At 61.8% G+C, this 23307-nt stretch carries 27 protein-coding genes and 1 tRNA gene; 14 read left to right on the top strand and 14 right to left on the bottom strand.

What is annotated here, in order from left to right:
* Nucleotides 1–3: 3 nt before the first annotated feature.
* Entirely contained in the window at nt 4–408 is a 405-nt protein-coding gene (locus AC0L2P_RS21695; protein WP_473503860.1) for a SpoIIAA family protein, read from the bottom strand.
* Between the two features lie 114 nt (nt 409–522).
* On the opposite strand from AC0L2P_RS21695, the gene AC0L2P_RS21690 reads away from it, so the two are divergent.
* From AC0L2P_RS21690 to AC0L2P_RS21680, 3 genes are all read left to right on the top strand, one after another.
* Nucleotides 523–1263 (top strand): pyridoxine 5'-phosphate synthase, encoded by a 741-nt coding sequence (locus AC0L2P_RS21690; RefSeq protein WP_473503858.1) that lies wholly within the window; start codon nt 523–525, stop codon nt 1261–1263.
* Between the two features lie 95 nt (nt 1264–1358).
* Nucleotides 1359–3272, top strand: a complete 1914-nt coding sequence (locus AC0L2P_RS21685) for a potassium transporter Kup (protein ID WP_473503856.1) — start codon at nt 1359–1361, stop codon at nt 3270–3272.
* A gap of 158 nt (nt 3273–3430) precedes the next feature.
* Nucleotides 3431–5350, top strand: a complete 1920-nt coding sequence (locus AC0L2P_RS21680; RefSeq protein ID WP_473503854.1) for a potassium transporter Kup — start codon at nt 3431–3433, stop codon at nt 5348–5350.
* Between the two features lie 41 nt (nt 5351–5391).
* Here the strand turns inward: AC0L2P_RS21680 and AC0L2P_RS21675 are convergent, their stop codons facing one another.
* On the bottom strand, nt 5392–6282 hold the full coding sequence (locus AC0L2P_RS21675; protein WP_473503852.1) for an SDR family oxidoreductase: 891 nt from the start codon (nt 6280–6282) through the stop codon (nt 5392–5394).
* A gap of 136 nt (nt 6283–6418) precedes the next feature.
* Here AC0L2P_RS21675 and AC0L2P_RS21670 point away from each other — a divergent pair, with 136 nt between their 5' ends.
* The gene (locus AC0L2P_RS21670) at nt 6419–6829 is read left to right on the top strand and encodes a winged helix-turn-helix transcriptional regulator (RefSeq protein WP_352466906.1); all 411 of its coding nucleotides are present in this window, start codon (nt 6419–6421) and stop codon (nt 6827–6829) included.
* A 111-nt stretch (nt 6830–6940) separates the two neighbouring features.
* Here AC0L2P_RS21670 and AC0L2P_RS21665 read toward each other — a convergent pair whose 3' ends face one another.
* On the bottom strand, nt 6941–7666 hold the full coding sequence (locus AC0L2P_RS21665) for a glutathione S-transferase family protein (protein ID WP_473503850.1): 726 nt from the start codon (nt 7664–7666) through the stop codon (nt 6941–6943).
* A 1-nt stretch (nt 7667) separates the two neighbouring features.
* Nucleotides 7668–7973 carry a Rieske (2Fe-2S) protein gene (locus tag AC0L2P_RS21660; protein WP_473503848.1) on the bottom strand — a complete coding sequence of 102 codons (306 nt, stop codon included), beginning with the start codon at nt 7971–7973 and terminating at the stop codon, nt 7668–7670.
* Between the two features lie 100 nt (nt 7974–8073).
* Here AC0L2P_RS21660 and AC0L2P_RS21655 point away from each other — a divergent pair, with 100 nt between their 5' ends.
* A complete protein-coding gene (locus AC0L2P_RS21655; RefSeq protein ID WP_473503846.1) occupies nt 8074–8526 on the top strand; it encodes a MarR family winged helix-turn-helix transcriptional regulator in 453 nt (150 codons plus the stop codon).
* A 37-nt stretch (nt 8527–8563) separates the two neighbouring features.
* Here the strand turns inward: AC0L2P_RS21655 and AC0L2P_RS21650 are convergent, their stop codons facing one another.
* A complete protein-coding gene (locus AC0L2P_RS21650; protein ID WP_473503845.1) occupies nt 8564–8992 on the bottom strand; it encodes an anthrone oxygenase family protein in 429 nt (142 codons plus the stop codon).
* A 156-nt stretch (nt 8993–9148) separates the two neighbouring features.
* Between AC0L2P_RS21650 and AC0L2P_RS21645 the strand changes: the two genes are divergently transcribed.
* From AC0L2P_RS21645 to AC0L2P_RS21635, 3 genes are all read left to right on the top strand, one after another.
* Nucleotides 9149–9823 carry a TetR/AcrR family transcriptional regulator gene (locus AC0L2P_RS21645; protein WP_473503843.1) on the top strand — a complete coding sequence of 225 codons (675 nt, stop codon included), beginning with the start codon at nt 9149–9151 and terminating at the stop codon, nt 9821–9823.
* Nucleotides 9824–9839: 16 nt separating this feature from the next.
* Nucleotides 9840–10859: a ketol-acid reductoisomerase gene (gene ilvC, locus AC0L2P_RS21640; protein WP_473503841.1), complete on the top strand. Its 1020-nt coding sequence runs from the start codon at nt 9840–9842 to the stop codon at nt 10857–10859.
* Between the two features lie 251 nt (nt 10860–11110).
* The gene (locus AC0L2P_RS21635) at nt 11111–12088 is read left to right on the top strand and encodes a DUF3592 domain-containing protein (RefSeq protein WP_473503839.1); all 978 of its coding nucleotides are present in this window, start codon (nt 11111–11113) and stop codon (nt 12086–12088) included.
* Between the two features lie 52 nt (nt 12089–12140).
* Here AC0L2P_RS21635 and AC0L2P_RS21630 read toward each other — a convergent pair whose 3' ends face one another.
* A complete protein-coding gene (locus AC0L2P_RS21630; protein WP_473503837.1) occupies nt 12141–12536 on the bottom strand; it encodes a hypothetical protein in 396 nt (131 codons plus the stop codon).
* A 52-nt stretch (nt 12537–12588) separates the two neighbouring features.
* On the opposite strand from AC0L2P_RS21630, the gene AC0L2P_RS21625 reads away from it, so the two are divergent.
* Both AC0L2P_RS21625 and AC0L2P_RS21620 read left to right on the top strand, forming a co-directional pair.
* On the top strand, nt 12589–13110 hold the full coding sequence (locus AC0L2P_RS21625) for a hypothetical protein (RefSeq protein ID WP_473503835.1): 522 nt from the start codon (nt 12589–12591) through the stop codon (nt 13108–13110).
* Complete coding sequence (locus AC0L2P_RS21620) at nt 13103–13726, top strand: hypothetical protein (protein WP_473503833.1); 624 nt, start codon at nt 13103–13105, stop codon at nt 13724–13726. The genes AC0L2P_RS21625 and AC0L2P_RS21620 overlap by 8 nt, the downstream gene beginning before the upstream one ends.
* An 11-nt stretch (nt 13727–13737) precedes the next feature.
* Here the strand turns inward: AC0L2P_RS21620 and AC0L2P_RS21615 are convergent, their stop codons facing one another.
* The 3 genes from AC0L2P_RS21615 to AC0L2P_RS21605 all read right to left on the bottom strand — a co-directional run bounded on the left by AC0L2P_RS21615 (nt 13738) and on the right by AC0L2P_RS21605 (nt 15017).
* Nucleotides 13738–14022: a PilZ domain-containing protein gene (locus tag AC0L2P_RS21615; RefSeq protein WP_473503831.1), complete on the bottom strand. Its 285-nt coding sequence runs from the start codon at nt 14020–14022 to the stop codon at nt 13738–13740.
* A 174-nt stretch (nt 14023–14196) separates the two neighbouring features.
* Nucleotides 14197–14835 carry a BA14K family protein gene (locus AC0L2P_RS21610; RefSeq protein WP_473503829.1) on the bottom strand — a complete coding sequence of 213 codons (639 nt, stop codon included), beginning with the start codon at nt 14833–14835 and terminating at the stop codon, nt 14197–14199.
* Between the two features lie 59 nt (nt 14836–14894).
* Nucleotides 14895–15017 carry a hypothetical protein gene (locus AC0L2P_RS21605; protein ID WP_473503827.1) on the bottom strand — a complete coding sequence of 41 codons (123 nt, stop codon included), beginning with the start codon at nt 15015–15017 and terminating at the stop codon, nt 14895–14897.
* Here AC0L2P_RS21605 and AC0L2P_RS21600 point away from each other — a divergent pair.
* Together AC0L2P_RS21600 and AC0L2P_RS21595 are read left to right on the top strand one after the other, a co-directional pair.
* Nucleotides 15016–16128 (top strand): endonuclease/exonuclease/phosphatase family protein, encoded by a 1113-nt coding sequence (locus AC0L2P_RS21600; protein ID WP_473503825.1) that lies wholly within the window; start codon nt 15016–15018, stop codon nt 16126–16128. The genes AC0L2P_RS21605 and AC0L2P_RS21600 overlap by 2 nt on opposite strands.
* Nucleotides 16129–16135: 7 nt before the next feature.
* Nucleotides 16136–16852, top strand: a complete 717-nt coding sequence (locus AC0L2P_RS21595; RefSeq protein WP_473503823.1) for a hypothetical protein — start codon at nt 16136–16138, stop codon at nt 16850–16852.
* A 10-nt stretch (nt 16853–16862) separates the two neighbouring features.
* Here the strand turns inward: AC0L2P_RS21595 and AC0L2P_RS21590 are convergent, their stop codons facing one another.
* The 4 genes from AC0L2P_RS21590 to AC0L2P_RS21575 form a co-directional block, all read right to left on the bottom strand.
* Nucleotides 16863–17105, bottom strand: a complete 243-nt coding sequence (locus tag AC0L2P_RS21590; RefSeq protein WP_473503821.1) for a hypothetical protein — start codon at nt 17103–17105, stop codon at nt 16863–16865.
* Between the two features lie 116 nt (nt 17106–17221).
* Nucleotides 17222–18439 (bottom strand): ABC transporter permease, encoded by a 1218-nt coding sequence (locus AC0L2P_RS21585; RefSeq protein ID WP_473503819.1) that lies wholly within the window; start codon nt 18437–18439, stop codon nt 17222–17224.
* Nucleotides 18440–18442: 3 nt separating this feature from the next.
* Nucleotides 18443–19153, bottom strand: coding sequence for an ABC transporter ATP-binding protein (locus AC0L2P_RS21580; RefSeq protein ID WP_473503817.1), 711 nt, complete (start codon nt 19151–19153; stop codon nt 18443–18445).
* A gap of 2 nt (nt 19154–19155) precedes the next feature.
* Nucleotides 19156–20445, bottom strand: coding sequence for an efflux RND transporter periplasmic adaptor subunit (locus tag AC0L2P_RS21575; RefSeq protein ID WP_473503815.1), 1290 nt, complete (start codon nt 20443–20445; stop codon nt 19156–19158).
* A gap of 111 nt (nt 20446–20556) precedes the next feature.
* On the opposite strand from AC0L2P_RS21575, the gene AC0L2P_RS21570 reads away from it, so the two are divergent.
* On the top strand, nt 20557–21462 hold the full coding sequence (locus AC0L2P_RS21570; RefSeq protein ID WP_473503813.1) for a PhzF family phenazine biosynthesis protein: 906 nt from the start codon (nt 20557–20559) through the stop codon (nt 21460–21462).
* Nucleotides 21463–21566: 104 nt separating this feature from the next.
* Nucleotides 21567–21642, top strand: a tRNA-Lys gene (locus tag AC0L2P_RS21565).
* Between the two features lie 636 nt (nt 21643–22278).
* On the opposite strand, the gene cobT is transcribed toward AC0L2P_RS21565, so the two are convergent.
* Nucleotides 22279–23289: a nicotinate-nucleotide--dimethylbenzimidazole phosphoribosyltransferase gene (gene cobT / locus AC0L2P_RS21560; RefSeq protein ID WP_473503811.1), complete on the bottom strand. Its 1011-nt coding sequence runs from the start codon at nt 23287–23289 to the stop codon at nt 22279–22281.
* Between the last annotated feature and the right edge of the window lie 18 nt (nt 23290–23307).

Below are 23307 nucleotides of genomic sequence, written 5' to 3'. Positions count from 1 at the left end.
GTATCAGCGCTCGGCGATCGGTCTGGCGCCTAGCCATTCCCAGGCGGCCGCTTCGTCCTTGGCCTCGAAATGCCGGAGTTCGATAGGCAAGGAGGCGGGCAAAAACGCTCTTGCCTCCACTATCCAGTTCGGCTCACCGACCGCCGCGCAGCGGCTGATATGCTCTACCGCATGAGCTATGCCCTGTTCGATCGTCTCGTCCGATACGTCGGTCCAGTCGACACCCTCATGGTCGATCAGGCGCACCAGCGCGTCGATTCTCGGGTGCAGCGCGTAGGCCGCCTCCAGCAATCCGAACAGGTTTTCGGCGTCGGCCGCCGCGACATGGCCGACGACATCGATGGCGAAGAGATCTTCGCGATCGGTGTCGATGCGGCGCACCGCCGGAACGTCGTCGAGAAAATTCAACAGGGAACTCCTTGCGTTCGATTTCTTCGTTCCCCTTGGAACACCTGAAACCCTCTGTCTGTTCCCCCTAAAGACGGTATAGATGCGCGCCGAGATCAGCCTGGAGCCGTGCAAATGCCTGCAAAGCTTTCCGTCAACCTCAATGCCGTCGCCATGCTGCGCAACCGGCGCGATCTGCCGTGGCCAAGCGTGAAAGGGCTCGGACGCATCGCCCTTGCCGCTGGCGCGCATGGGCTGACGGTGCACCCGCGGCCCGACGAGCGGCACACCAGGCATTCCGATTTGCCTGAGATCAGGGCGCTGATCGACGACCAATTCCCGAATGCCGAATTCAACATCGAGGGCTATCCGACCGAGGAGTTCCTGGCGCTTGTCGAAAAGCATCAGCCGGAGCAGGTGACGCTGGTGCCCGACGACCCGGCGCAGGTGACTTCCGACCATGGCTGGAACTTCGCCGCCGAGGCTGCGTTCCTGACACCGGTCGTCAAGCGCCTGAAGAAGGGAGGCTTTCGCGTGTCGCTGTTTTCGGATCCGGATCCCGCTGGCGTGAACGCCGCTCGCGACACCGGCGCCGATCGGATCGAACTCTATACGGGTCCATACGGCAGCTATCATTCCGATTCGGCAAAAGCGGCGAAGGAATTGGAGAAATTGGGAAAGACGGCGGATGCCGCACTGGCAGCGGGGCTCCAGGTCAATGCCGGGCACGACCTTGTGGTGAGCAATTTGCCGGCACTGGCCAGGCGCATCCCGGCATTGGCCGAAGTGTCGATCGGACATGGGTTGACAGCCGATGCGTTGGAGTATGGCATGGCCGCAACGGTCAGGCGGTTTCTGAAGGCTTGTGGCTGGTAGAGAGAGGCGAGCCGATAGGCCATGCGTTCCGGCACGGCAGCGCGTCCTTTCCATCCCGCAGCATAGAGCACCGCACGTCTATGGGAGTGTCGTCCATGGCCCTTGCCCACGCTGGTAGCGAGGCAGAACCCATCGAACAATCCAGCCACTCCAAGGCCGAGCAGCACAGCACTAGAGTTTTGATGCTGGGCGCGCTGGGCGTGGTTTACGGCGATATCGGCACGAGCCCAATCTATGCGTTTCGGGAAGCGCTGCACGCATCGTCGGGACCGGTTGCGCGCAACGACGTCCTTGGCGTGCTGTCGCTTATCGTTTGGGCGCTGACGATCATCGTCACGATAAAATACGTCGCTTTCGTGCTCAGAGCCGACAACAAGGGCGAGGGCGGCACGTTGTCGCTGATGTCGCTTGCGCGCAGCGCTTATCCCAATGGAGCCAAGCTCATCCTGGGAATCGGGCTCTGCGGCGCGGCGCTGTTTTTCGGCGACGCCATCATAACGCCGGCCATCTCCGTGCTTTCGGCGGTCGAAGGCCTTGAAGTGGTGACCCCGACGCTTGAAACCTATGTGGTTCCGATTACGCTGATCATCCTTGCAATGCTTTTTGCCGTGCAACGCTTTGGCACCAGCAGGGTGGCGGCCGTGTTCGGGCCGGTGACGGCAACGTGGTTCCTGGCCATCGGCGTCGCCGGAGTCTACCACCTGCTGGACGACCCCTCGGTCCTGCTGGCGATCAATCCGTATTACGCGGTCGCTTATCTGGCCAATACGCCCACCGGCGCTTTCGTCACCGTCGGGGCCGTGTTCCTGGCGGTCACCGGAGCCGAGGCCCTCTATGTCGACCTCGGCCATTTCGGGCGCAGGCCGATCGTGCTGGCATGGTTTTCCGTGGTGTTCCCTTGTTTGCTCCTCAACTATTTCGGACAAGGCGCGTTCGTTCTGGCCAACGGCGGCAAACCCACCAATCCATTCTTCCAGATGCTGCCCGATTGGGCCTTGATGCCCATGGTTGGGTTGGCCACCGCAGCGACGGTGATTGCCAGCCAGGCGGTGATCTCCGGCGCTTTCTCGCTGACCCGCCAGGCGGTCCAGCTCAATCTGCTGCCGCGCATCGAGGTGCAGCATACTTCCGAGATGCAGTCTGGCCAGATTTACATGCCGCGGGTCAATCTGGTGGTCGCGCTGGGCGTGATGCTGTTGGTGGTCGGCTTTGGCAGTTCGAGTTCGCTGGCTTCCGCCTATGGCATTTCGGTGACTGGCGAAATGCTGATGACAACCATCCTGCTGTTCGTGGTGATGCGGTTCCGGTGGAAATGGCAGCTTGCACTGGCGGCGGCGCTCACACTGCTGTTCGGCACGATCGATACCGGATTTTTCCTCGCAAACGTCGCGAAGGTCCTCGAAGGCGGGTGGGTGTCGATCACAGTCGCTTGCGGCATGGGGCTGATCATGTCCACCTGGATCCGCGGCACCCGCTATTTGTTCGACAAGACGCGCCGGAACGAGATCCCGCTCGATTTCCTTGCCGGCAATCTGCTGAAGAAGAAACCGCATTTGGTATCAGGCACCGCGGTGTTCCTGACCAGCGACCCGCTGAGCGCGCCGACGGCGCTGATGCACAGCCTGAAGCACTACAAGGTGCTGCACGAGCAGAACGTCATCCTTTCCGTGGTGACAGCACCGCAGCCGGTGGTGCCGGACAGCGACCGGGTCAAGATGGAGCCGATCAACGAGCTGTTCATGCGGGTGACGCTGACCTTCGGCTATATGGAGCAGCCCAACATCCCGCGCGCGCTGGCAATCTGCCGCAAGCAGGGCTGGAAGTTCGACATCATGACGACGTCCTTCTTCCTGTCGCGGCGCTCGCTCAGGGCCTCACCGAATTCCGGCATGCCCGTCTGGCAGGACAAGCTGTTCATCGGCTTGGCGCGCACGGCGGCCGATGCGACGGAGTATTTCCAAATCCCGACCGGACGTGTCGTTGAGATCGGGACGCAGGTGGCTATTTAAAAGCGTGTCCGTTGCGACATTCCAGGTGGTCTGCCGATCGGACTGAGTCTGCCAAGTCGCGGAGGACTCGCAATATCGGGACGGAGCCATTACGTGACGGCACTTGATATTGCAGCGCAGCAAGCGTAGAGCACCGCCCGCTTATCGGAGTGTCGTCCATGGCCCTTACCAATGCTGGTAACGAGGCAGAACCTGTCGAACAATCGAGCCATTCCGAGGTCGAGCAGCACAGCACCAAGGTGCTGATGCTGGGCGCGCTCGGCGTGGTTTACGGCGATATCGGGACCAGCCCGATCTATGCATTTCGCGAGGCGTTGCATGCATCAGCCGGTGGCAACGTCGCCAACCGTGGCGACATCCTCGGCGTACTCTCGCTGATCATCTGGTCGCTGACGATCACCGTCACCATCAAATACATCATGTTCGTCCTTCGTGCCGACAATCGCGGCGAGGGCGGCGTGCTGTCGCTGATGGCGCTGGCGCGCAACAGTTTCCCGACGCGCTCGGCGGTGATCCTCGGCATCGGCATCGTCGGCGCGGCGCTTTTTTTTGGCGACGCCGTCATTACGCCGGCGATCTCGGTGCTATCGGCAGTCGAAGGTATGAATGTCGTCACGCCGACCTTCCAGCCCTATGTGGTGCCGCTGACACTGGCCATCCTGGCGATCCTGTTTGCGGTACAGCGATTCGGCACCGGCGGCGTAGGTTTGGTGTTCGGGCCAGTCACCGCGCTGTGGTTCCTGGCCATCGGCCTTTCCGGCATTAATCACATCATCGCCGATCCGGAAATCCTGCTGGCGATCAGCCCGCATTATATCGTGTCGTTCCTAGTCAACTCGCCCGATGTCGCCTTCGTCACGGTTGGTGCAGTCTTCCTCGCCGTCACCGGGGCCGAGGCGCTTTATGCCGACCTCGGCCATTTCGGCCGTAAGCCGATCGTGCTCGCCTGGCTGGCAATCGTGTTCCCTTGTCTGCTGCTCAACTATGTCGGGCAAGGCGCCTTCGTGCTGGCAAATGGCGGCGTTGTCGGCCATCCATTCTTCGAGATGAACCAGGGCTGGACGCTTATTCCGATGGTCGTGCTGGCGACGGCGGCGACCGTTATCGCCAGCCAGGCGGTGATCTCCGGCGCTTTTTCGCTGACCAGGCAGGCGGTGCAGCTCAATATGCTGCCGCGCTTCGTTATCCAGCACACGTCGGAAAAACAGTCGGGCCAGATCTATCTGCCACGCATCAACCTGATGCTGGCGCTCGTCGTGATGTTGCTGGTGGTCGGCTTCGGCGAATCCAGCCGCCTGGCCTCGGCCTACGGTATTTCGGTGACCGGCAACATGCTGGTGACTAACGTACTGCTTTTTGTTGTGATGACGCGCATTTGGAAGTGGCCGCTCGGCGTCGCGGTCGTCTTGATGGCGGTGTTCGCCTTCGTCGATACCGGCTTCTTTGCCGCCAACATAGTCAAAGTATTTGAAGGGGGCTGGTCCTCGCTGGCCATCGCCGCAATTATCGTTATGACCATGTGGACCTGGATCCGCGGCAGCCGCTATTTGTTCGACAAGACGCGCCGGAACGAGATTCCGCTGGATTTCCTTGCCGGCAATCTGCTGAAGAAGAAGCCGCATCTGGTGTCGGGCACCGCGGTGTTCCTGACCAGCGATCCGCTGAGCGCGCCGACGGCGCTGATGCACAGCCTCAAGCACTACAAGGTGCTGCACGAGCAGAACGTCATCCTTTCCGTGGTGACAGCACCGCAGCCGGTCGTGCCCGACAGCGAGCGCGTCAAGATGGAGACGGTCAACGAGCTGTTCATGCGGGTGACGCTGACCTTCGGCTATATGGAGCAGCCCAACATCCCGCGCGCGCTGGCGATCTGCCGCAAGCAGGGCTGGAAGTTCGACATCATGACGACGTCCTTCTTCCTGTCGCGGCGCTCGCTCAAGGCCTCGCCCAATTCCGGCATGCCGGTCTGGCAGGACAAGCTGTTCATCGGTCTGGCGCGCTCGGCGGCCGATGCGACGGAGTATTTTCAGATCCCGACCGGACGTGTCGTTGAGATCGGGACGCAGGTGGCTATCTGAACAAATGGCCGTGCCCTTTGAGGGCACGGCCGTTGTGAGGCTCAGCTCGTCAGAGCCGCCTTGTTTGCTTCAAGGAATTGCTTCAGCGGCTGCGGCTTCCTGCCGGATAGCGTCTCGACAGCGTCGGTTACCATGCTGATGCGGCCGGAGCGGGTGTTGGTGTCGAAGGAAACGACGACGGGCGCGAAAGACTCGGGAACGCCGGCTGCCTTCAATCCCTCAGCCAGCGCTTCATCCGAAAGCTGGACAACTTCGATCGGCTTGCCGGTGACCTCGGTGACGAGGGCTGCAATCTCGGCCATCGTGTGGGCCTTGGGGCCAGTCAGCGTGTAGGTCGTGCTTTCGGTTGCGCTCGAAGCGAGGCCGGCGGCGATCGCGGCAGCCATATCGTCGCGCGCGCCATGGGCAATGCGGCCGTCTCCAGCGGATGTGTACCATTGCCCCGAGGCGATGGCGTGCGGGAGAGCCATGAACAGGTTCTCCTGGTACCAGCCGTTACGGAAGATGGTGTAGGCAATACCGCTCGCCTTGATCGCCTGCTCGGTGCCGTGGTGATCGGGCGCAAACAGCACCGGCGATCCAGGCTCCGGGTTGGGCATCGACGTGTAGAGCAGATGCGAAACACCCGCGCTTTTTGCGGCGGCGACCGCGGCCTCATGTTGCTTCAGGCGCTTGCCCGGAAGGGCGAGCTCGTTCGTCGAAATGATCAGAACTCTGTCGGCGCCGGTAAATGCACCGGCCAACGATGCGGTGTCGTCGAAGTCGGCCGCCCTGATTGTGACGCCTCGGGCTGCCAGATCGGCCAGGTTTTCCGGATTGCGGGTGGCGGCTATGATGCGCTGAGGCGAGACCTTGAGCGTATCAAGCAGATGATTGATGACGCCGCGGCCAAGCTGGCCGGAGGCGCCGGTGACGAGAAGGGTGTCGGTCATGAAAGGTCCTGACGTTGCGCCGGAGCGGCGGGTGCATATGTTAGTCTCAAAAAGAGACCAGCACTAAAATAGGAATTGACCCATCCTCGTAAAGAAGGCAGTTTTGCGGGAGGTAGGCACAGCCAGGGAACCAGCCATGGACGGCAAGATCGTCAATCTGAGATCGAAGCTCGAGATCTACAAAGCAGGCAGCGGTGGCGGAAACCTTGCGGATTGCCCGGTTCGCGACGTGATCCAGGGCATAAGCAACAAATGGAGTTCGCTGCTGATGGAGGCCTTGGCCGAGAAGCCGTACCGCTTCGGCGAGTTGCGGCGCCTCGTGCCCGATATTTCACAACGCATGCTCACCCAGACGCTGCACGATCTGCAGCGCGACGGCTATGTGCATCGCCAGGTGTTTCCGACCAAACCGCCGAGCGTCGAGTACAGCCTCACCGATCTCGGGCGCTCGATGTTTGGACCCTTGCATCAGCTGATCCAATGGGCCGAGCTCAATCACGGCGCTGTACGCGAGGCGCGGAAGGTTTTCGATGCTGCCGAGGGCTGAAGCCGAAAAGCCGAAGACAACGACTTGACCAGAAACAGTGCCGGGTGGCGAGGGTGACACAGATTCCACCGCAGCTTGTTGCCGCTACGGTGGTCGGCGTGATCAATCAATTCAAGCCGATCGTGCTTGCGGAAGCGCTATGGTCGAATCACCTTGGCGGATGATTTCCGAAAGGTGCGAACCCTTCGCTTGCAAGAATGCATGGAGGCGCTGCGCATAGTCGGAAGCGACCGCGTCCTTCACGGACGGGCGTTCGTGTAATGCCCTGCGCCAGGCCTCGACATGCGGCTTTCGGTCCAGGATGCCGAAATCGCCAATTCGGTCAAAGACGTCGAAATAGCGGAAAATCGGCCCGTAGACCGCGTCGACCAGTGAAAAGCGCTCGCCGGCGAACCATGGCCCAGCCGCGCCGTTCGCCAGTTCCATTTCCAGGTGATCGAACATTGCCGATAGAGCCCCGCTTTCGGCGAGGAAGGCGCTTTCGGTCGGCGCTGAATAGAAGCGGCCGACGGCGTTGAGGATTGCCGAGCCGAACTCGATCAAGGCCCGATGCCGGGCGCGGGTATAGGGACCGGTGGGATGCAGCGGATTGGGTTGGGTTTCCTCGAGGAATTCGAGGATGACCGCCGATTCGAAGATCAGCGTTTCCTGGCCGTCATGCTCAACGCGAAGCAGTGGCACCTTGCCGAGCGGCGATATCGCCTTGAACCAGGCAGGCTTGTTGGCGAGATCGACGGCGATGCGCTCGAACGGCACGTCCTTTTCGCGAAGTGAAATCGCCGCGCGCTGCACATAGGGACAAAGATGATGGCTGACGAGGATGAGCTTGGCGGTCATCTCACTCTCCCCAGACATAGTTCAATGCGCCGTCCTCGACGCGGGCGGAGAGGAACATCAGGCGGGAGCCCTTCGGCGCCGGGCCTTCGAGGCGATCACCGTTCGCCATGTCGAACGAGGCGCCGCGCCATTGGCAGACGAGCTTGCCGTCCTTGCAGTCGAGCGGGCCGCCGAAATGCCGGCAGATGTTGGCGGCGGCGCGGATACGCTCGCCGCTGCGGTAGACATGGACCTCGCGGCCGAAAAACGCAGCGATAAGGCTGCCTGTTTCCGGAATGTCGGCGATCCTGCAGATTTCATGCTTCATCGGAATTACCTCTCATGATTGATGCGGTTGCATCTATCTAGATGCATTTGCATCGATCGTCAAGCTTGATGCAATTGCATCTATCGCTTACGATGCAACCATGACCGGGATTCCTTCACCTCCAGCCATCAAAGCCTGGGCCCGCCTGATGCGGGTTTCGCGCCAGTTGTTGGAACGAGCCGAGGACGCGCTGAAGGACAGTGGTCTGCCGCCGCTTGCCTGGTACGACGTCCTGCATGAGCTTGCCGAGGCGGGCGAAGGCGGATTGCGGCCGTTCCAGCTCACCGAGCGCACCTTGTTTGCGCAGTATAACATCTCCCGGCTGCTGGCGCGGCTCGAAGCCGGCGGGCAGGTCGAGAAGCTTCCAGTTGCCGATGACGGCCGCGGGCAAACAGTCCGCGTCACCGACAAGGGACGCGAGACGCGCCGCCGCATGTGGGCCGTCTACGGCCGCTCGATCGCGGAGTTGGTCGGCGGCAGGCTTTCCAACGACGAGCTCGACACGCTATCAGCTCTGCTTGGGCGCCTGCGAGATCTGCCTGCCCTGGAGTGACACGCCTTCGGCGCGAAGACAACGCGGATCTGCGAGGTCAGGCACTGGCCCAGAGGAATGCCAGCGTCGCCAGAACGCCAAGCCCGACGCGGACCCTATGCAGATTGCCCCATTTGACGATCAATGTCCGAGCTTCAGGATTGACGGTGCTAGCGTCCATCGCCTCCAGCAACCTATTTGCCGGCATCATCACCAGCAGCGTCCATGGCCAAGGCAGGATGATCAGCACGGCGCCGACCAGATAAGCGAGATTGCCGGTCAGCCACCACGCGACGAGGCCCAGAATACAGGCGATAACGGCGATCGAGCCCTGCATGGCGGCGCCACGTTTGTAGGAAGGCTGCCATTCCTGCAGCAATGCCTTTTCGTCGAGGCGAAGCCGCGCCGGCTGCTCGGCGACGCTGACGTAGATAGCCGCGCCCGCGAACACTGCGGCAACGGTCAAGGCAAGCAATCCGGCGAGCATGATTCATGTCTCCCGCGATGCCCCGCATGGAGCAAACAACAGAAAATAAGGGCTTGCGCCGGGTCGGGCAATACGCCATAAAGCCGAACCGTAACGTACGGTACGCGTAGAGTTCGTATCTGAACTGCGGGTGAGTTCGCCTCCCGAGGAAAGACTGTGTTGCACGCTGTGACCGACATCGAGACCAGCGAGGCGCTGACGGAGCGGCAGAAGGACGTGCTCGACGCCGCCCTTCGCCTGCTGGTCGAAGAAGGCGATCGGTTGACCATGACCGCCGTGGCGCGGCGGGCGAGCTGTTCGAAGGAGACGCTCTACAAATGGTTCGGCGGTCGCGACGGGCTGTTGACGGCAACGGTACAATGGCAGGCGTCCAAGGTGCGGGTGGTGCCGGTCGACCGCAAGGGGCTCGATCTTGCCTCGCTGACGGCGAGCCTCGAACGCTTCGCTTCGGACTGGCTCAAGGTGATTTCCAGCGATACGTCGATCGCGCTGAACCGGGTGGCGGTCGGCCATGCTGGCCCAGCCAAGCGCAAGGATGGAAAGGACGATCTCGGCGCCATCGTGCTGGAGAACGGCCGATTTGCACTGGCCAGACGCCTCAAGCCGGTGCTGGAGGCTGGCAGACAGGCCGGGTTTCTCGAGTTTTCCGACGCGGAGACGGCGTTCCGCACCTTTTTCGGGCTGGTCGCCCGCGACGTGCAGATCCGCTTGCTGCTCGGCGACCGGCTGGAATTGACTGAGGCGGCGATCGGCGGTGATGCCGCGCGGGCGACGCAGCAGTTTCTCGCTCTTTTCGGAGCAAAAAACGGCCATAAGGCCTCTGAATCATAAACGGGAAGGAAGAAAAATGCGTGTCTATTACGATCGCGACGCCGATCTCAACCTGATCAAGGGCAAGAAGGTCGCCATCATCGGCTATGGCAGCCAGGGCAGGGCGCATGCGCTCAACCTCAAGGATTCCGGCGTCAAGAATATCGCCATCGGCCTCAAGCCCGGCTCGGCGACGGCCAAGAAGGTCGAGGCCGATGGGCTCAAGGTGATGAGCGTGGCCGATGCCGCCAAGTGGGCCGACCTGATGATGATGGCCACGCCCGACGAGCTGCAGGCCGACATCTACAAATCCGAGATCGCGCCAAACATCCGCGATGGCGCGGCGATCGCCTTCGCCCATGGCCTCAACGTGCATTTTGGCCTGATCGAGCCTAAAGCCTCGGTCGATGTCGTCATGATCGCGCCGAAGGGTCCCGGCCATACGGTGCGCGGCGAATACCAGAAGGGGGGCGGCGTGCCGTGCCTGGTCGCGGTCAACCAGGACGCTTCGGGCAATGCGCTCGACCTGGCGCTCTCCTACGCCTGTGGCGTCGGCGGCGGCCGCTCAGGCATTATCGAGACCAATTTCCGCGAGGAGTGCGAGACCGACCTGTTCGGCGAGCAGGTTGTGCTGTGCGGCGGCCTGGTCGAATTGATCCGCGCCGGCTTCGAGACGCTGGTGGAAGCCGGCTACGCGCCGGAAATGGCCTATTTCGAGTGCCTGCATGAGGTCAAATTGATCGTCGACCTGATCTACGAAGGCGGCATCGCCAACATGAACTACTCGATCTCGAACACCGCCGAATGGGGCGAATATGTTTCCGGCCCGCGCATCATCACCGCCGAGACCAAGGCCGAGATGAAGCGCGTTCTGAAGGATATCCAGACCGGCAAGTTCACCTCGGAATGGATGCAGGAATACCGCGCCGGCATGTCACGCTTCAAGGGCATCCGCCGCAACAACGACAGCCATCAAATCGAGGAAGTCGGCGCCAAGCTGCGCGCGATGATGCCATGGATTTCCAAGAACAAGCTGGTCGACAAGGCCAAGAACTGAAGGAAATCCACGTTCGTTTCGTTACGCGTCCTCGGCCTTCGCCCCGCGGGCGCGTGGCAATTTCCAAGAACAAGCTGGTCGACAAGGCCAAGAACTGATCACGAATCTCACCGTCGTGAAAAAGGGCCAGCGGAGCGATCCGCCGGCCCTTTTGCGTTATGGGTCATTTACGGATTTCTCGGCAGGCGCGCTATTCTCGCTGTCGTGGTATGCGTGTGCGGGGCATGGCACAAATTGCCAAGGGGGTGAGAGTGGAACTCAAATTTCTGTTGATCGGGTTTGTCTGCGCGGTTGCCGGCATGCTCTCCCTCGTCACCTTCCTGAAGTGGTGGGAGGTGAGGACGGTCAGCCGCTGGTCCCCGACGCCGGGAAAGATCATCTCGTCGCGGATCGAGGCTCGCGAGGTGACCAGTTCGGGATCTGGTTCGGACAGCAGAGGGTCGACTGAAATCCGCAACTTCCCGGCGATCACCTTCGAATACAAGGTGAACGGCAAAAAGTTTCGCAGTTCGCACTACAGCGTGCAGGAGAACCTTGGAAACTTTGCCGTGGCGGAAACCCTTGCGAAATTTCCAAACGGGGCCGGCGTAACCGTCTTCTACAATCCGGCCGATCCAGCCAAGGCCGTGATCGAACGCACCATGCCAGAGGGTTCCTTCAAATTCATGGTCCAACTCTCGGCCGGGCTGGTGGTCGGCGCGCTGGTATTGGTTTTCTCCGTCGGCGGCGTCCTGGAAGCGATCCGGCCGTATTTGCCCAAGCCACAGAACCTCGGCGCCGCGGCCCTGCTGTTTTTCATGGGATTATTTGTCCTGCGCATGGGCTTTGCCCAGAAGTCGCTGGCGGAGCAGGCCGCGAAATGGCCCATCACCGCAGGACGCATCGACGCCTCGGGCCTGCAGAAATTCGAGACCCGCGACAGGTCCGGAGGCGGCTATCGGCCCTGGCGAACAGTCTTCAAATCCCGCATCGTCTACAGCTATAGCGTCGACGGCCAGCGTTACGCCGCCGATCGCATCGCTTTCGGCGCAAACGTGACGGCTTCGCTGCCGAGCCTCGTCAGCGGTCAATCGCAGCGCTACCTCGAGGGCAACAAGGTCGAGGTCCACTACGATCCCGCCAATCCGGCTGCCGCGGTTCTCGAATGCAGGGTGAGCGGGCTTTGGCTCCTGTGGGTCTGCGCCGTTGGCTTCCTTGGTGGAGCCGCGCTGCTCGTCGGGGTGATCTAGTGCTGAAGCTTCTTTCCTAGACGCTGTAGATCCAGAGGAAGGGCGCTTGTCTTCAGCATCTGACAAGAACTCCGCTGTCGAAGCCAGGCCAAGTCAATCTCACCGTCGCACCGTCGACAACAATATGGATGACACGGGAGAACGGCTCTTCGATCGCGGCATCAGAACCGTAGCATTGGCTGGCCCGCGCCACCCAGCCTGTGGGTGTCTTGCGAAACGTTGCGTGTTCGCAGCCGAAAGCAGGAACCGACAGTGCCTCGGGGTCCAATGCGTAGACAGTCTGGCGTTGAACATCCGCAACGGCGGTACAGTTCGATCTGTCTCCGGACCACGTGCCCACATACTGTTCCGCGGCGAAGGCGTGGCCGCACGAAAATGCTAGGATCGAAATGAGCATCAAGAGATTTCGCATGATCGATTCTTTCTTTTCGACGTGGCCTTGGGCCATGCTAAAGCATCGATGCTCAAACTTCACAATGATGCTGCTCCAAGGGACTTAAATGATCAGCCGCACAGCAGCAGCTATTTTTCTGAGCATGCTGAGCCTGTTGCAAGCAGCGAACGCAACAGAATGTTCACTCAGCCATGCGACCTATCGCGAGCCCCGTTCGGGAGCGACGATACAGTTCCGGCCCATAGACCGCGAGCCGGCTGCGCTGACGACGGAGGTCTTTTCGTTGATCGTGCCCAACACCGACATTCGTCTGCCGTCGGACATTACCTGGACCAATGGCAAGTACTCGTTTCCTGTGGGTACGATCCGGCACACCTGCACTGACGACGATCGCGAGGCGGGTCTCGAGGACGGCACCGGGCTGTGCAGAGTGTGGGACGGGCAGGTCTATGCGTTCAATGCAGGCGGTGCCGAGCAGTTGAGCTCCCGCGAAGCCTCGCCGGCACCGACAGGGTTGCTGTTGCCTGACTTTGGGGCGATTTTTACCGAATGGCCCGATTTCGCCAAAGCAAATCCCGACGGTTCAGCCTGGGACGCCTTTACCTTGTCGGGTTGCGGCGATGAATAGCAAGAGACTGTCGGCCTGCATCTGCGCCCTGCCAGTCCTTCTGGCCATGGCCACCGGGGCGCGTGCCGATCAAAGCAAGCCGTCGCGTCCGCCTGTCGACAAATGCACCTGGGAACGGTTGGCGGACAAGGATGTCGGACTGGCTGCCTGGGTGCAGCGCTGCGATTTCGGTTTTCGCCGGATCCATTTCGAGCTTGGCGGCAATGCTCTTGCCATCAAATACAGCGATGGCGGACCGGCCGATCCCGTCGTCGAAGTCTTCGATATCCTGCCCGGCGAAGCCGCCGACGCTGCGTTGCAGCGCATATACTCGCAGAAGACCGAGAAGGCTGTCAGCACACGTTGCGCGCTCATGCCTTACACCGAAGGGGCCACGCCCGCGGGCATTATGCGCTATGTCGTCAGTCCCGATGCTACCTATCGCGAGGAATTGGAAGCGGTGGCCAACCCTGACGAGGTCAGCGAAGCGCCGTGCGGCGAATGGGGCGAAGCCCCGGACGGCATTCAGTATTTCGAGGTGCAATCACCCGAACTGCGAAAGCTTCTATTCGTTCGCGTCGGCCAGGATGAGCCTTTGTTTGACGAGCAGACACTGCAAGTCCTGCCACCCGGATAGCGCCGCAGAGCTCAGCCGTAGTGCCAACTGGGCTTTGGTTCGGTGCCGATGAACATCACGCCGACGCGATCCTCGCGGCGCCAGCGGACCACCGCCTTGTAGGCAATGCCGTCGGTCGGAACATAGAGCAGGAACTCATCTGGCACGCGCGCGTCGATCGAGACCTTCAATTCGGCGCCGCCGGAATGCATGTTGCGTATTGTGCAGGTGACCTCGGAATTGGTCATGCCGTTCAGGATCGTCGCGCCCTTGAGGACGCGCTGCCGGTATTTGCCTCTCTGTTCGTCTTCAGCCATCGCACGCAATCCAGCGATCTTCGCGTTTCGGGCGTTCTGATCGGGAGGATTATTAGACCTGCCTGATAAAAATAGCGTTATCACCAGTGGAGGCTGGACGATTTTCGCGGTTCCTGGCTGGAAGAAAAAGGCGCCGCGAAGCACGGCGCCGAATTATGCTTGTTGTCAGCCTGCTCAGCTATAGGGCGAGTAGCATTGCCGGCGCGGCCCGTCATAGGGCTGGAACGTGTTGTCCCAGGCGCGGTACGACCGGTAGCGATTGTAGCACCATTGGACATGCGCGCTGGAAAGCCGCCCTGCGCGATAATAGCGGCGCGGCGCATAGTAACCGTTGTTGTAATAGCCCTGGTTGTAGTAGCCTTGGTACAGGCTGCCAAGGCCGAACCCAAGGCCCAAACCGAGAAGCGCGGCGGCGCCGTTGTCGTCGTGGTAACCGCCATAATAACCGCCACCGTAGTGCCGGCCATGATAATGGCGCCAGTGCCGCCCACCGTTCCAATTGCCACGGTCCCAGTTGCCTTGGTTCCAGTTGCCACCGTTCCAGTTGCGGGAAAAATGGCGCTCGCCGAAATTGCCGGAACGCCGTCCCCAGTTATCGCCGCCGCGGTTGCGCCAGCGCCATTCATAGTTCTGCCGGTCGTTGCCGCCAGCCCATTCGTCGCGGACCGGAACGAAGTTCGGCCAGGCGGCCTTGGCCGTCACCAACACGTCCGGTTGCAGGATCGGGCCGGCAACGGTCGGAACCGTCAGGCCCGCCACGAGACCCAAGGCCATCACCCCGGATCTGACAGAGGAAAACAAGAGCGAGTTCATTTCACTCTCCATGAGATTACGCGCCCCACGCCCGAGGGACTACCTCGACAGTGGAACTTTCACTCTGAACGGAAGATGAACAAAAAGGTTCCGTCGACCATGGCGAGCGCGAGATCGATCTGAGCCGCCTGGTTTCTGCGCCCTTGTTTTCGGGCGCGCTTAAGGGCAAAGGTCAAAGCCATGTCGCTGCGCCTTGCCACCTTCAACGTCGAAAACCTGATGAACAGGTTCGATTTTTCCGGATACCGTAATCAGCTCAACGAAGATCGCACGCTGGCGCTTTTCGACATCCAGAGCGAGGCCGAATACAAGATGCTCGAGCAGGCGCGGGCCATCGCCCAATCCGACGACACGCGGCAGTTGACGGCACTGGCGATCGCGGCCACCCGCGCCGACATCATCTGCATGCAGGAGGTCGACAATATCGAGGCATTGAGGGCCTTCGAACATGGCTATCTGTTCAAAATGGTGGGGCAAGGCTACCGGCAGAAATACACCACCGCCGGCAATGATTCGCGCGGCATCGACGTCGCCGTGATGATGCGCAACGAGACCGCGCAGGGCCAGCCGATCGAATTCGTGCGCATGACCAGCTACGCCTATGTCACGTTCGAGCAGTTCGGGCTGCATACGGCGGAATTGGCAGCACTTGGTCACCAGGCCAATGAACGCATCTTCCGGCGAGACTGCTTGGAAATCGATCTGACCGTGGCTGGCGCGCCGTTGACGCTCTATCTCGTGCATTTCAAGTCGATGGGCTCGCCTCGCAACGGCTTCGACGGCCGTGAAGCAACAATGCCGCTGCGCATCGCCGAGGCGCAAGCGGTGCGCCGGATCATCGAGGAGCGCTTCGGCAAGGACCATGCCGCCGACAAGCGCTGGGCAATCTGCGGCGACATGAACGACTATCGGCAGCGCGTGAAGATTACCGGCGATGCCGTCGACGGCTATCGCTTCGAGGTCATCGACGAGACCCGGTCCTGCATCGACGTGCTCACTGCCGGCGGTTTTTGCGAAAACACGGTCGAGCGGCGGCCGGAAATGGACCGCTGGACTTTCTACCACACGCGCGGACCGGAAGAGCGGCATCTCTGCCAGCTCGACTACATCCTTCTGTCGAGGGCGCTGGCCAGGCAGAACGCCACCGCTGTTCCCGATATCATCCGCAACGGCCAGCCTTGGCGGACTATTTTTCCGGCGGGTCAGGAGGTCGAGCGCTTTCCACGCGCCGGATGGGACCGGCCGAAAGCATCCGACCATTGCCCGGTAGCAATTGCCCTCGACATGGCGTGAGACAGGCGTGAGTTTCGACCTGCCGCGCAACGTCATCCTGCCGGTCGATGCCATCGACGTCAGGCTCGATCCTGGCCCGCATCCGTTCGAGCGCGATAATGCCGAGGCGATCGCCGCGAACTGGCGGCGTGAGACCGCAGCCAGGCCGGCGCTTTTCGACGGGACCGTGGTGCTGCTTTCCGTTCTCAGCTACCGCGACAATCGCCTCGTCGGCCGCTGCCATGCGGTGCGTTATTCGACCTTCATGCTTTGGCGCGGCAATCGACAGGTGGCCGGGGCCGAGCACGCCTATGCCCATGCCATGTTGGTCGCCGGCGACAATGCGCTGGTGGCGATCCGCATGGCGCCGCATACCGTCAATGCCGGGCGCGTCTACTTCGCCGCCGGCTCGTTCGAGCCGACCGATTTCCGCGACGGCCTTGTCGACGTCGACTTCAACATGATCCGCGAGGTGCGCGAAGAGACCGGTCTCGACCTGTCAGCCGCGACACGCGGCAGGCGCCACTACGCCCTGTCGACGGCAAGCGGCACGGTGATCTTTCGCCGCTACCGCGAGACCGCTTCCGCCGACGACTTGGCGCAACGGATCGACGCTTTCGTCGCCGCCGAAGCAGAGCCCGAAATCGAAGGCCCTGTCATCATTCGCAATGCCGCCGACCTGCCGGACGGGCTGATGCCGCATATGAGACCGCTGATCGAATGGCACTTTGCGGGCAAGGATTAGAAAGAATGCACTAACGATGCGTCCTATGCCCGACCGGCTTGCGGTCGTTGCGGGCGGCGATAAAATATAAGAGCACGCCAATGCCAAGGAGCGCCCCCATCGCCGTTCCCATCTTTTGCCCAATTACCTGCTGGAAGTCAGCGGTGACGCGATCGGGATTGTCCATTCCATAACGGATCAAATTCCACCAAAGTCCTGCCAAGGCAGCTTCGACGATCACTATCGCCAAAGCCAGTCGCGCTTTCTTGCTCATCCATTTATTCCCCCCTTAATCCCCAACAGCATTGTTATCATTGTGGATTGTGCTGCGACAAGGGCAGGTTGCATAAAAAATCGGCAGCGTCGCGAGGCGACATTTGCTGCAACGCTCTATTCATGCCTCAGTGCGTCGATGGGGTTGAGCCGTGCGCCGCGCAGCGCCGGGAAGAAGCCGAACACCATGCCGATCAGCGCGGAGAAGCCGACCGCAAGCAGGATGACCGCCGGGCTTGGCGCAAACGGGATCGTCAGCGTTACCGACGCGAGGCCGGCCAGCGCCAGGCCGATCAGGATGCCGATGATTCCGCCAAGCAGCGACAGCACCGTCGCCTCGACCAGGAACTGGATGAGGATGTGCTTTTCGTGGGCGCCGATGGCGAGCCTGACGCCGATCTCGCGGGTGCGCTCGGTTACCGAGACCAGCATGATGTTCATGATGCCAATGCCGCCGACGAGCAGGCTGACGCCGGCGACAGCGCCGAGCATGCCGGTCATCGTGGTGGTCGCGCTGGCCATGGCGTCGGCGATTTGGGTCATGTCGCGGATCGAGAAATCATCGTCACGGTCGGGCGTGATGCGGCGTGTGTCGCGCAAGATGTCCTCGACGCGCTGCTGCAGCACCGTGGTTGGCGTATTGTCGTCGGCGGCGACATAGATCGAATCGATGTCGCGATTGCCGGCAATGCGACGCTGATAGGCTGCGAGCGGCATCAGCACGACATTGTCCTGGTCCTGGCCGAAGCCGGTATAGCCCTTTGGCTCCAGCAGGCCGATGATCTTGCAAGAAGTGCGGTTGACGCGGATGATCTCGCCTTCGGGATCGCCGGCACCGAAGAACTGCTGGCGCACCGTCTCGCCGATGAGGCAGACGCCGGTCCCTGAGCGGCTTTCCGAATCGCTGAACGGGCGGCCCGAAACTAGCTTCCAGTCCCGGGCATCGAGATAGGCGCTGTCGGTGCCGGTAACGCCCGAGGTCAGGCTTTCGGTGCCGAAAATGGCGCGCACCTGCTTTTGCGACGCGGGCGCGATGGCGCGAGCGCCGTCCAGATGCGCGACAAGCGCTGCAACGTCCTTATAGGCAAGAGGCCGGACGACCTGATCGAGCCCTCCAGGTCCGCCAGGCCCGGCGGGACGGCCGGAACGGATAACGAGCAGGTTGCTGCCGAGCTTGGAAATATCGGACTTGACCTTCTCGGTGGTGCCCGAGCCGATGGTCAGCATGGCGATGACGGCGGCGACGCCGATGACGATGCCGAGCAGCGTCAGGAACGAGCGCAACACGTTGCGGCGGATGGAGCGGAGCGAGAGGCGGACGGTTTCCCAGATCATGATTCAGCCCATTTCGAGACTGGCCGTGTCCGAAGCGACATGGCCATCGAGGAAATGGATCGTGCGCTCGGCATAGCCGGCAACATCGGCTTCGTGCGTGACCATGGCGATGGTCAGGCCGAGATCGCTGTTCAGTTGCGTCAGGAGTTCCATGATTTCGTGCGTGCGTGCGGTGTCGAGATTGCCGGTCGGCTCGTCGGCGACGAGCAGCGTTGGCCTGGTGATGATGGCGCGGGCGATTGCCACGCGCTGCTGCTGGCCGCCGGACAGCTCGGCCGGCGTATGATGCTCGCGGCCGACAAGGCCGACCTCGGCAAGTGCCTGCATGGCAAGGCCGCGGCGCTCGCGGGCACCAACGCCGCGGTAGATCAGCGGCAGTTCGACATTCTCGGCGGCCGTGGTGCGCGGCAAGAGATTATAGCCCTGGAAGACGAAGCCGACATAGAGATTGCGCAGCACAGCACGGCGATTGCGGTCGAGACGGCCGGCGTCGATCCCTTCGAAGCTGTAGGTCCCGGCGGTCGGCGTGTCGAGGCAGCCAATGATGTTCATGGCCGTCGATTTGCCCGAACCGGACGGCCCCATGATGGCGACGAATTCGCCACGCCTGATGGTGAGGTCGACGCCGGCCAGCGCATGCACCCGGGCTTCGCCCTGGCCATAGCTTTTCCAGACCTTGTCGAAGCCTATGAGGGTGGTCGCGCCCGATGCCACGATCAGCTCCGCTGCTGCGAGGCGGTAATGACTTGCGCGCCTTCCTCCAGGCCGGAGACGATCTCGGTCAGTTCGCCATCTGTCGAGCCGACCCTGACGTTGACCGGGTGCGGCCGGCCATTCTCCAGCACGTAGAGCGTGCGCGAGCCGTCGGTGGGCTTCGTCACCGCCTGGCGCTGGCGGTTGCCGCCGGGGCGTCCCATGCGGCCGGTGAACAGGTCGGTGAGGCTCCAGCCGCGCTCCGCCGTCTGTGCCGGCCGGTAGCGGAAGGCGATCGATGGCACGGTGAGCACGTTCTTGGCCTGCTTGGTGACGACCGAGACGGTGGCGGTCATACCGGGCCGCAACAGAAGCTCGCTGTTGTCGACATCCAGCCTTGCATCGTAAGTGACGACGCCGTCGGTGGTGACCGAGGCATAGGAAATGTCCCGGATCTCGGCGTCGAACGGCCGTTCCGGAAAGGCGTCGACGGTGAAGCGCGCATGCTGGCCGGGTTTCACGGCGCCGATATCAGCCTCGTCGATCGCAGCTTTCAGCTCCATGTTTCTCAGATCGGCGGCGATGACGAACAATACCGGCGCCTGCAGCGAGGAGGCGACCGTCTGGCCGGGATCGACCGAGCGCGTCAATATGATGCCGTCGATCGGCGCGTAGATGGTACTCTTGGCAAGATCCGTCTGCTGCGCCTTGAGATCGGCATTGGCCATGGCTAAGTTGGCTTTGGCGACATCGAGCGCCGCCTTCGAACGATCGCGCGTGGCGGCTGCCGCTTCAAGCGACTGGTCCGTCGCCATGCCGCGTTTGGTCAGTTGTGCCGCGCGCACCAGCGCCTTTTCGTTTTCGGCCAGAGTCACGGTGGCGTCCTCGACGCTCGCCGCCGCTGCCTTGGCCGAGGCCTGGGCGCGCTCGATCTGCACCTCCAGCTTGGCGGTGTCGAGCGCGGCCAGCACATCGCCCTTCTTCACCAGCTGATTCTCATTGACCGAGACCGAGCGGACGACGCCGGAGAGTTCGCTGGAAATATCGACCTGGGTGAGGGGCTGCAGCGTGCCGGTAGCCGAAACTGTGACGGTAAGATCGGCCATGGCGGCCAGTGTCGTGGTATACTCGATCTTGGCGGGCGAGCCGGCATACCACTGGTAGCCGATGGCACTGGCGGCGACGGCAAGCGCGAAAAATGCGTAAAGCCAACCGCGACGGCGTTTTGTCTTCAGGCCCTGGTGGTCAAGCCCGAGCGCCGTCTCGATGGCGGAAGCGGATTCGGTCTTTGGCAGATTGACAATCTGGTCCACGCCGGACCCCTATGTTCAGTGATATCCCATCAGTGCACAAATCAGGCCTTATGGTTCAAAATTCAAATTAAATTTCGCTCATGTTGGGAATAAGGCAGAGGACTTACTGAAATGCAGGCGCGGAATTACTTGCTTTACGACGTATTCACCACCGACCGGCTGGCCGGCAATCCGCTGGCCGTGGTGCTCGACTGCGACGGGCTGGACGTCGCGGCGATGCAGGCGGTGGCGCGCGAGTTCAACCTGTCCGAAACCGTCTTCGTACTGCCGCCGGATAACCCGAAGCACCGCGCCCGCATCCGTATCTTCACGCCCGACTACGAAATGCCGTTCGCCGGCCATCCAACCGTCGGCTCGGCGATAGCGCTCGCCGAAATGGCGGGTGAGGCCGCCGGCATCTTCGTGCTCGAGGAGAATATCGGCCCGGTGCGCTGCGCTGTGAGCAAGCACGATGGTTCGACCTTTGCCGAGTTCGACCTGGCGAAACTGCCGGCGCAGCTGGAATTGTCGGCCGATCCCGAAGCGATCGGCGCAGCCCTTGGCCTCGGGCCGCACGAGATCGGCTTCGAAAACCACCGCGTTTCGTTCTGGTCGGCGGGCGTGCCTTACGTGACCATCCCCGTCGCCAATCTGGAGGCGGCCGCCCGGATCAGACTGGACAACCAGGCGTGGTCGGAACTCGCACCACGCAAAAGCGAATGGGCCCTCGCCAGCCCCTACGTCTATTGCCGCGAGACGGTGCACCACGACAGTGCCTTCCATGTCCGCATGATGGTGCCCGGCAATCCGTCCTACGAAGACCCTGCGACCGGCTCGGCGGCGGCCGCCTTCGCCGGTGCGATCATGCATTTCGACGGCCCGACGGACGGCGTTTCACAACTGTGGATCGAGCAGGGGCTGGAGATGGGCCGGCCTTCGCGCATCCGCCTCGAACTGAATGTCGAAGGCGGCAAACTGGCAGCCGCCCGCATCGGCGGCCATGCGATCAAGGTGGCGGAAGGCAGGCTTTTTGTTTGATCGCTACGGCTTCAAGCGATTTGTCGGGAAATGAATCCGGCAGGGCTGGACATGGCGGATCTCGGCGGCTATATGCCCGCCAACGCCGGTTTTTCCGGCCGAGTGGGTGCGTAGCTCAGTTGGTAGAGCAGCTGACTCTTAATCAGCGGGTCCACAGTTCAATCCTGTGCGCACCCACCAAATTCTTCAAAGACTTGGTGGAAAAGACCCTGAAAGCGGGATGTTTCGCTGCCACCCGGTGGCTGCATTCATTCGGCCTTTATTGGATAGTTGGCCGCAGATAGCTGAGGATCGCCCGCACTATGGCCACGACGCCGTCGACGGCATCGAAGTTTGTCCTGCTTTTACCGACGGTCGGGTGCTTCGGGCAAACGGAGGTCCTGACAGACAAACCAGCCTGAAAGCATAAAGAGGTCTAAATGTCTCGGGTCGCCTTCCGAATAGTAAGGAAATTGGACGAACAACCTTATGGGACCACCATATGCCAGCTTGAAGGTCATAGGTTCGCCAATCTTCCGCGGTGCTGCGAAGATCTTCGAAAATCTGAACGATTCTCGGGTCTGTCTGCTCGCCAGAAAAGATTGAAATCCGCCATTGAGAAATCATCTCGCACAGCTCTTCCACCGTATGGCCCGATCGCTCTGCCCAATCCTCCGTGGCCAGTATCCACGGCGAATTGTATTTCAGCCCGGCAAATGCTCCGCTCTTGCTGTCGAAATCTCTGATGATCCGAGCAAGAATATCGCGAAGCCCTGTTTGGGGTCTCCGAAAATCTGTGAGGGTGCGTTCATCAATGAATCCGCACTTAGGCCCGCATTACTTCTCCGAAACACCAGCCTCGGCAAAACTTGCCATGCGGACATGGCATTCCAATGCCGAGCGGACGATGTTGACCGCCAGGCAGGCGCCGGAGCCTTCGCCGAGCCGCATGCCGAGATCGAGCAGCGGCGGCAGGCCGAGCGCCTCCAACAGGCGGCGGTGGCCGGACTCGGCCGATACGTGAGCGGCCATGGTGTGGGCAAGGCCGGCAGGATGCAGCCCGGCCAGGGGTGCCGCGGCGGCGGTGCAGACGAAGCCGTCGAGCAGCACCGGCACGCCGAGATGGCGCGCCGCCAGCGTCGCCCCAAGTATTGCGGCGAGCTCGCGCCCGCCGAGGGCTGCCGCTAGCTTCAGCGGATCGGTAAGCGCCGTGGCGTGGCGCTTCAGGCCGGCCTCGATGGCGACGATCTTGCGCACGAGGCCGGCATCGTCGACGCCGGTGCCCCGCCCTGTCCATCGTTCCGCGCCGCCACCGAACAGTGCGGTCGAGATGGCCGCGGCCGGCGTGGTATTGCCGATACCCATTTCGCCGAAGCAGACAAGGTCCAGATCCTTGCTGATCGCGTCGTAGCCTGCCGAGACGGCGGCGAGGAAGGCCTCGTCGTCCATCGCCACTTCTTGCGTGAAGTCGCCGGTCGGATGGTCGAGGTCGAGCGGGATGACGTCCAGCTCCGCGCTGGCGATACGGGCAAGCTGGTTGATGGCGGCGCCGCCGCCGGCGAAATTCGCCACCATCTGCACAGTGACCTCCGAAGGGAAGGCCGATACGCCCTGCGCAGTGACGCCGTGGTTACCGGCGAAGACGAAGACCTTGACGCGGTCGAGCTTTGGTATGTCGCGGCCCTGCCAGCGCGCCAGCCAGGCGGCTATTGTTTCCAGCCGGCCGAGGCTGCCTTGCGGCTTGGTCAGCGTGTCCTGGCGGCGGGCGACGGCATTGGCCGCGGCGTCGCTGCCACTGGGCAGGTCAAGGCAGGCGGCGCGCAGTTCATCGAACGATTTGAAAGGCATAGGGGCAAAATCTCCGAA

The sequence above is a fragment of the Mesorhizobium sp. WSM4836 genome, from assembly GCF_055811815.1.
This window is presented reverse-complemented; position numbering and strand designations above follow the sequence as displayed.

Coding starts and splice junctions, on each gene's coding strand:
- AC0L2P_RS21650 (WP_473503845.1), bottom strand. CDS start 8,992: ATGCTCGCCGGATTGCTTGCCTTGACCGTTGCCGCAGTGTTCGCGGGC.
- AC0L2P_RS21625 (WP_473503835.1), top strand. CDS start 12,589: ATGATCAGCCGCACAGCAGCAGCTATTTTTCTGAGCATGCTGAGCCTG.
- ilvC (WP_473503841.1), top strand. CDS start 9,840: ATGCGTGTCTATTACGATCGCGACGCCGATCTCAACCTGATCAAGGGC.
- AC0L2P_RS21680 (WP_473503854.1), top strand. CDS start 3,431: ATGGCCCTTACCAATGCTGGTAACGAGGCAGAACCTGTCGAACAATCG.
- AC0L2P_RS21660 (WP_473503848.1), bottom strand. CDS start 7,973: ATGAAGCATGAAATCTGCAGGATCGCCGACATTCCGGAAACAGGCAGC.
- AC0L2P_RS21610 (WP_473503829.1), bottom strand. CDS start 14,835: ATGAACTCGCTCTTGTTTTCCTCTGTCAGATCCGGGGTGATGGCCTTG.
- cobT (WP_473503811.1), bottom strand. CDS start 23,289: ATGCCTTTCAAATCGTTCGATGAACTGCGCGCCGCCTGCCTTGACCTG.
- AC0L2P_RS21670 (WP_352466906.1), top strand. CDS start 6,419: ATGGACGGCAAGATCGTCAATCTGAGATCGAAGCTCGAGATCTACAAA.
- AC0L2P_RS21685 (WP_473503856.1), top strand. CDS start 1,359: ATGGCCCTTGCCCACGCTGGTAGCGAGGCAGAACCCATCGAACAATCC.
- AC0L2P_RS21570 (WP_473503813.1), top strand. CDS start 20,557: ATGCAGGCGCGGAATTACTTGCTTTACGACGTATTCACCACCGACCGG.
- AC0L2P_RS21605 (WP_473503827.1), bottom strand. CDS start 15,017: ATGGCTTTGACCTTTGCCCTTAAGCGCGCCCGAAAACAAGGGCGCAGA.
- AC0L2P_RS21665 (WP_473503850.1), bottom strand. CDS start 7,666: ATGACCGCCAAGCTCATCCTCGTCAGCCATCATCTTTGTCCCTATGTG.
- AC0L2P_RS21600 (WP_473503825.1), top strand. CDS start 15,016: ATGTCGCTGCGCCTTGCCACCTTCAACGTCGAAAACCTGATGAACAGG.
- AC0L2P_RS21585 (WP_473503819.1), bottom strand. CDS start 18,439: ATGATCTGGGAAACCGTCCGCCTCTCGCTCCGCTCCATCCGCCGCAAC.
- AC0L2P_RS21620 (WP_473503833.1), top strand. CDS start 13,103: ATGAATAGCAAGAGACTGTCGGCCTGCATCTGCGCCCTGCCAGTCCTT.
- AC0L2P_RS21590 (WP_473503821.1), bottom strand. CDS start 17,105: ATGAGCAAGAAAGCGCGACTGGCTTTGGCGATAGTGATCGTCGAAGCT.
- AC0L2P_RS21630 (WP_473503837.1), bottom strand. CDS start 12,536: ATGGCCCAAGGCCACGTCGAAAAGAAAGAATCGATCATGCGAAATCTC.
- AC0L2P_RS21690 (WP_473503858.1), top strand. CDS start 523: ATGCCTGCAAAGCTTTCCGTCAACCTCAATGCCGTCGCCATGCTGCGC.
- AC0L2P_RS21675 (WP_473503852.1), bottom strand. CDS start 6,282: ATGACCGACACCCTTCTCGTCACCGGCGCCTCCGGCCAGCTTGGCCGC.
- AC0L2P_RS21655 (WP_473503846.1), top strand. CDS start 8,074: ATGACCGGGATTCCTTCACCTCCAGCCATCAAAGCCTGGGCCCGCCTG.
- AC0L2P_RS21615 (WP_473503831.1), bottom strand. CDS start 14,022: ATGGCTGAAGACGAACAGAGAGGCAAATACCGGCAGCGCGTCCTCAAG.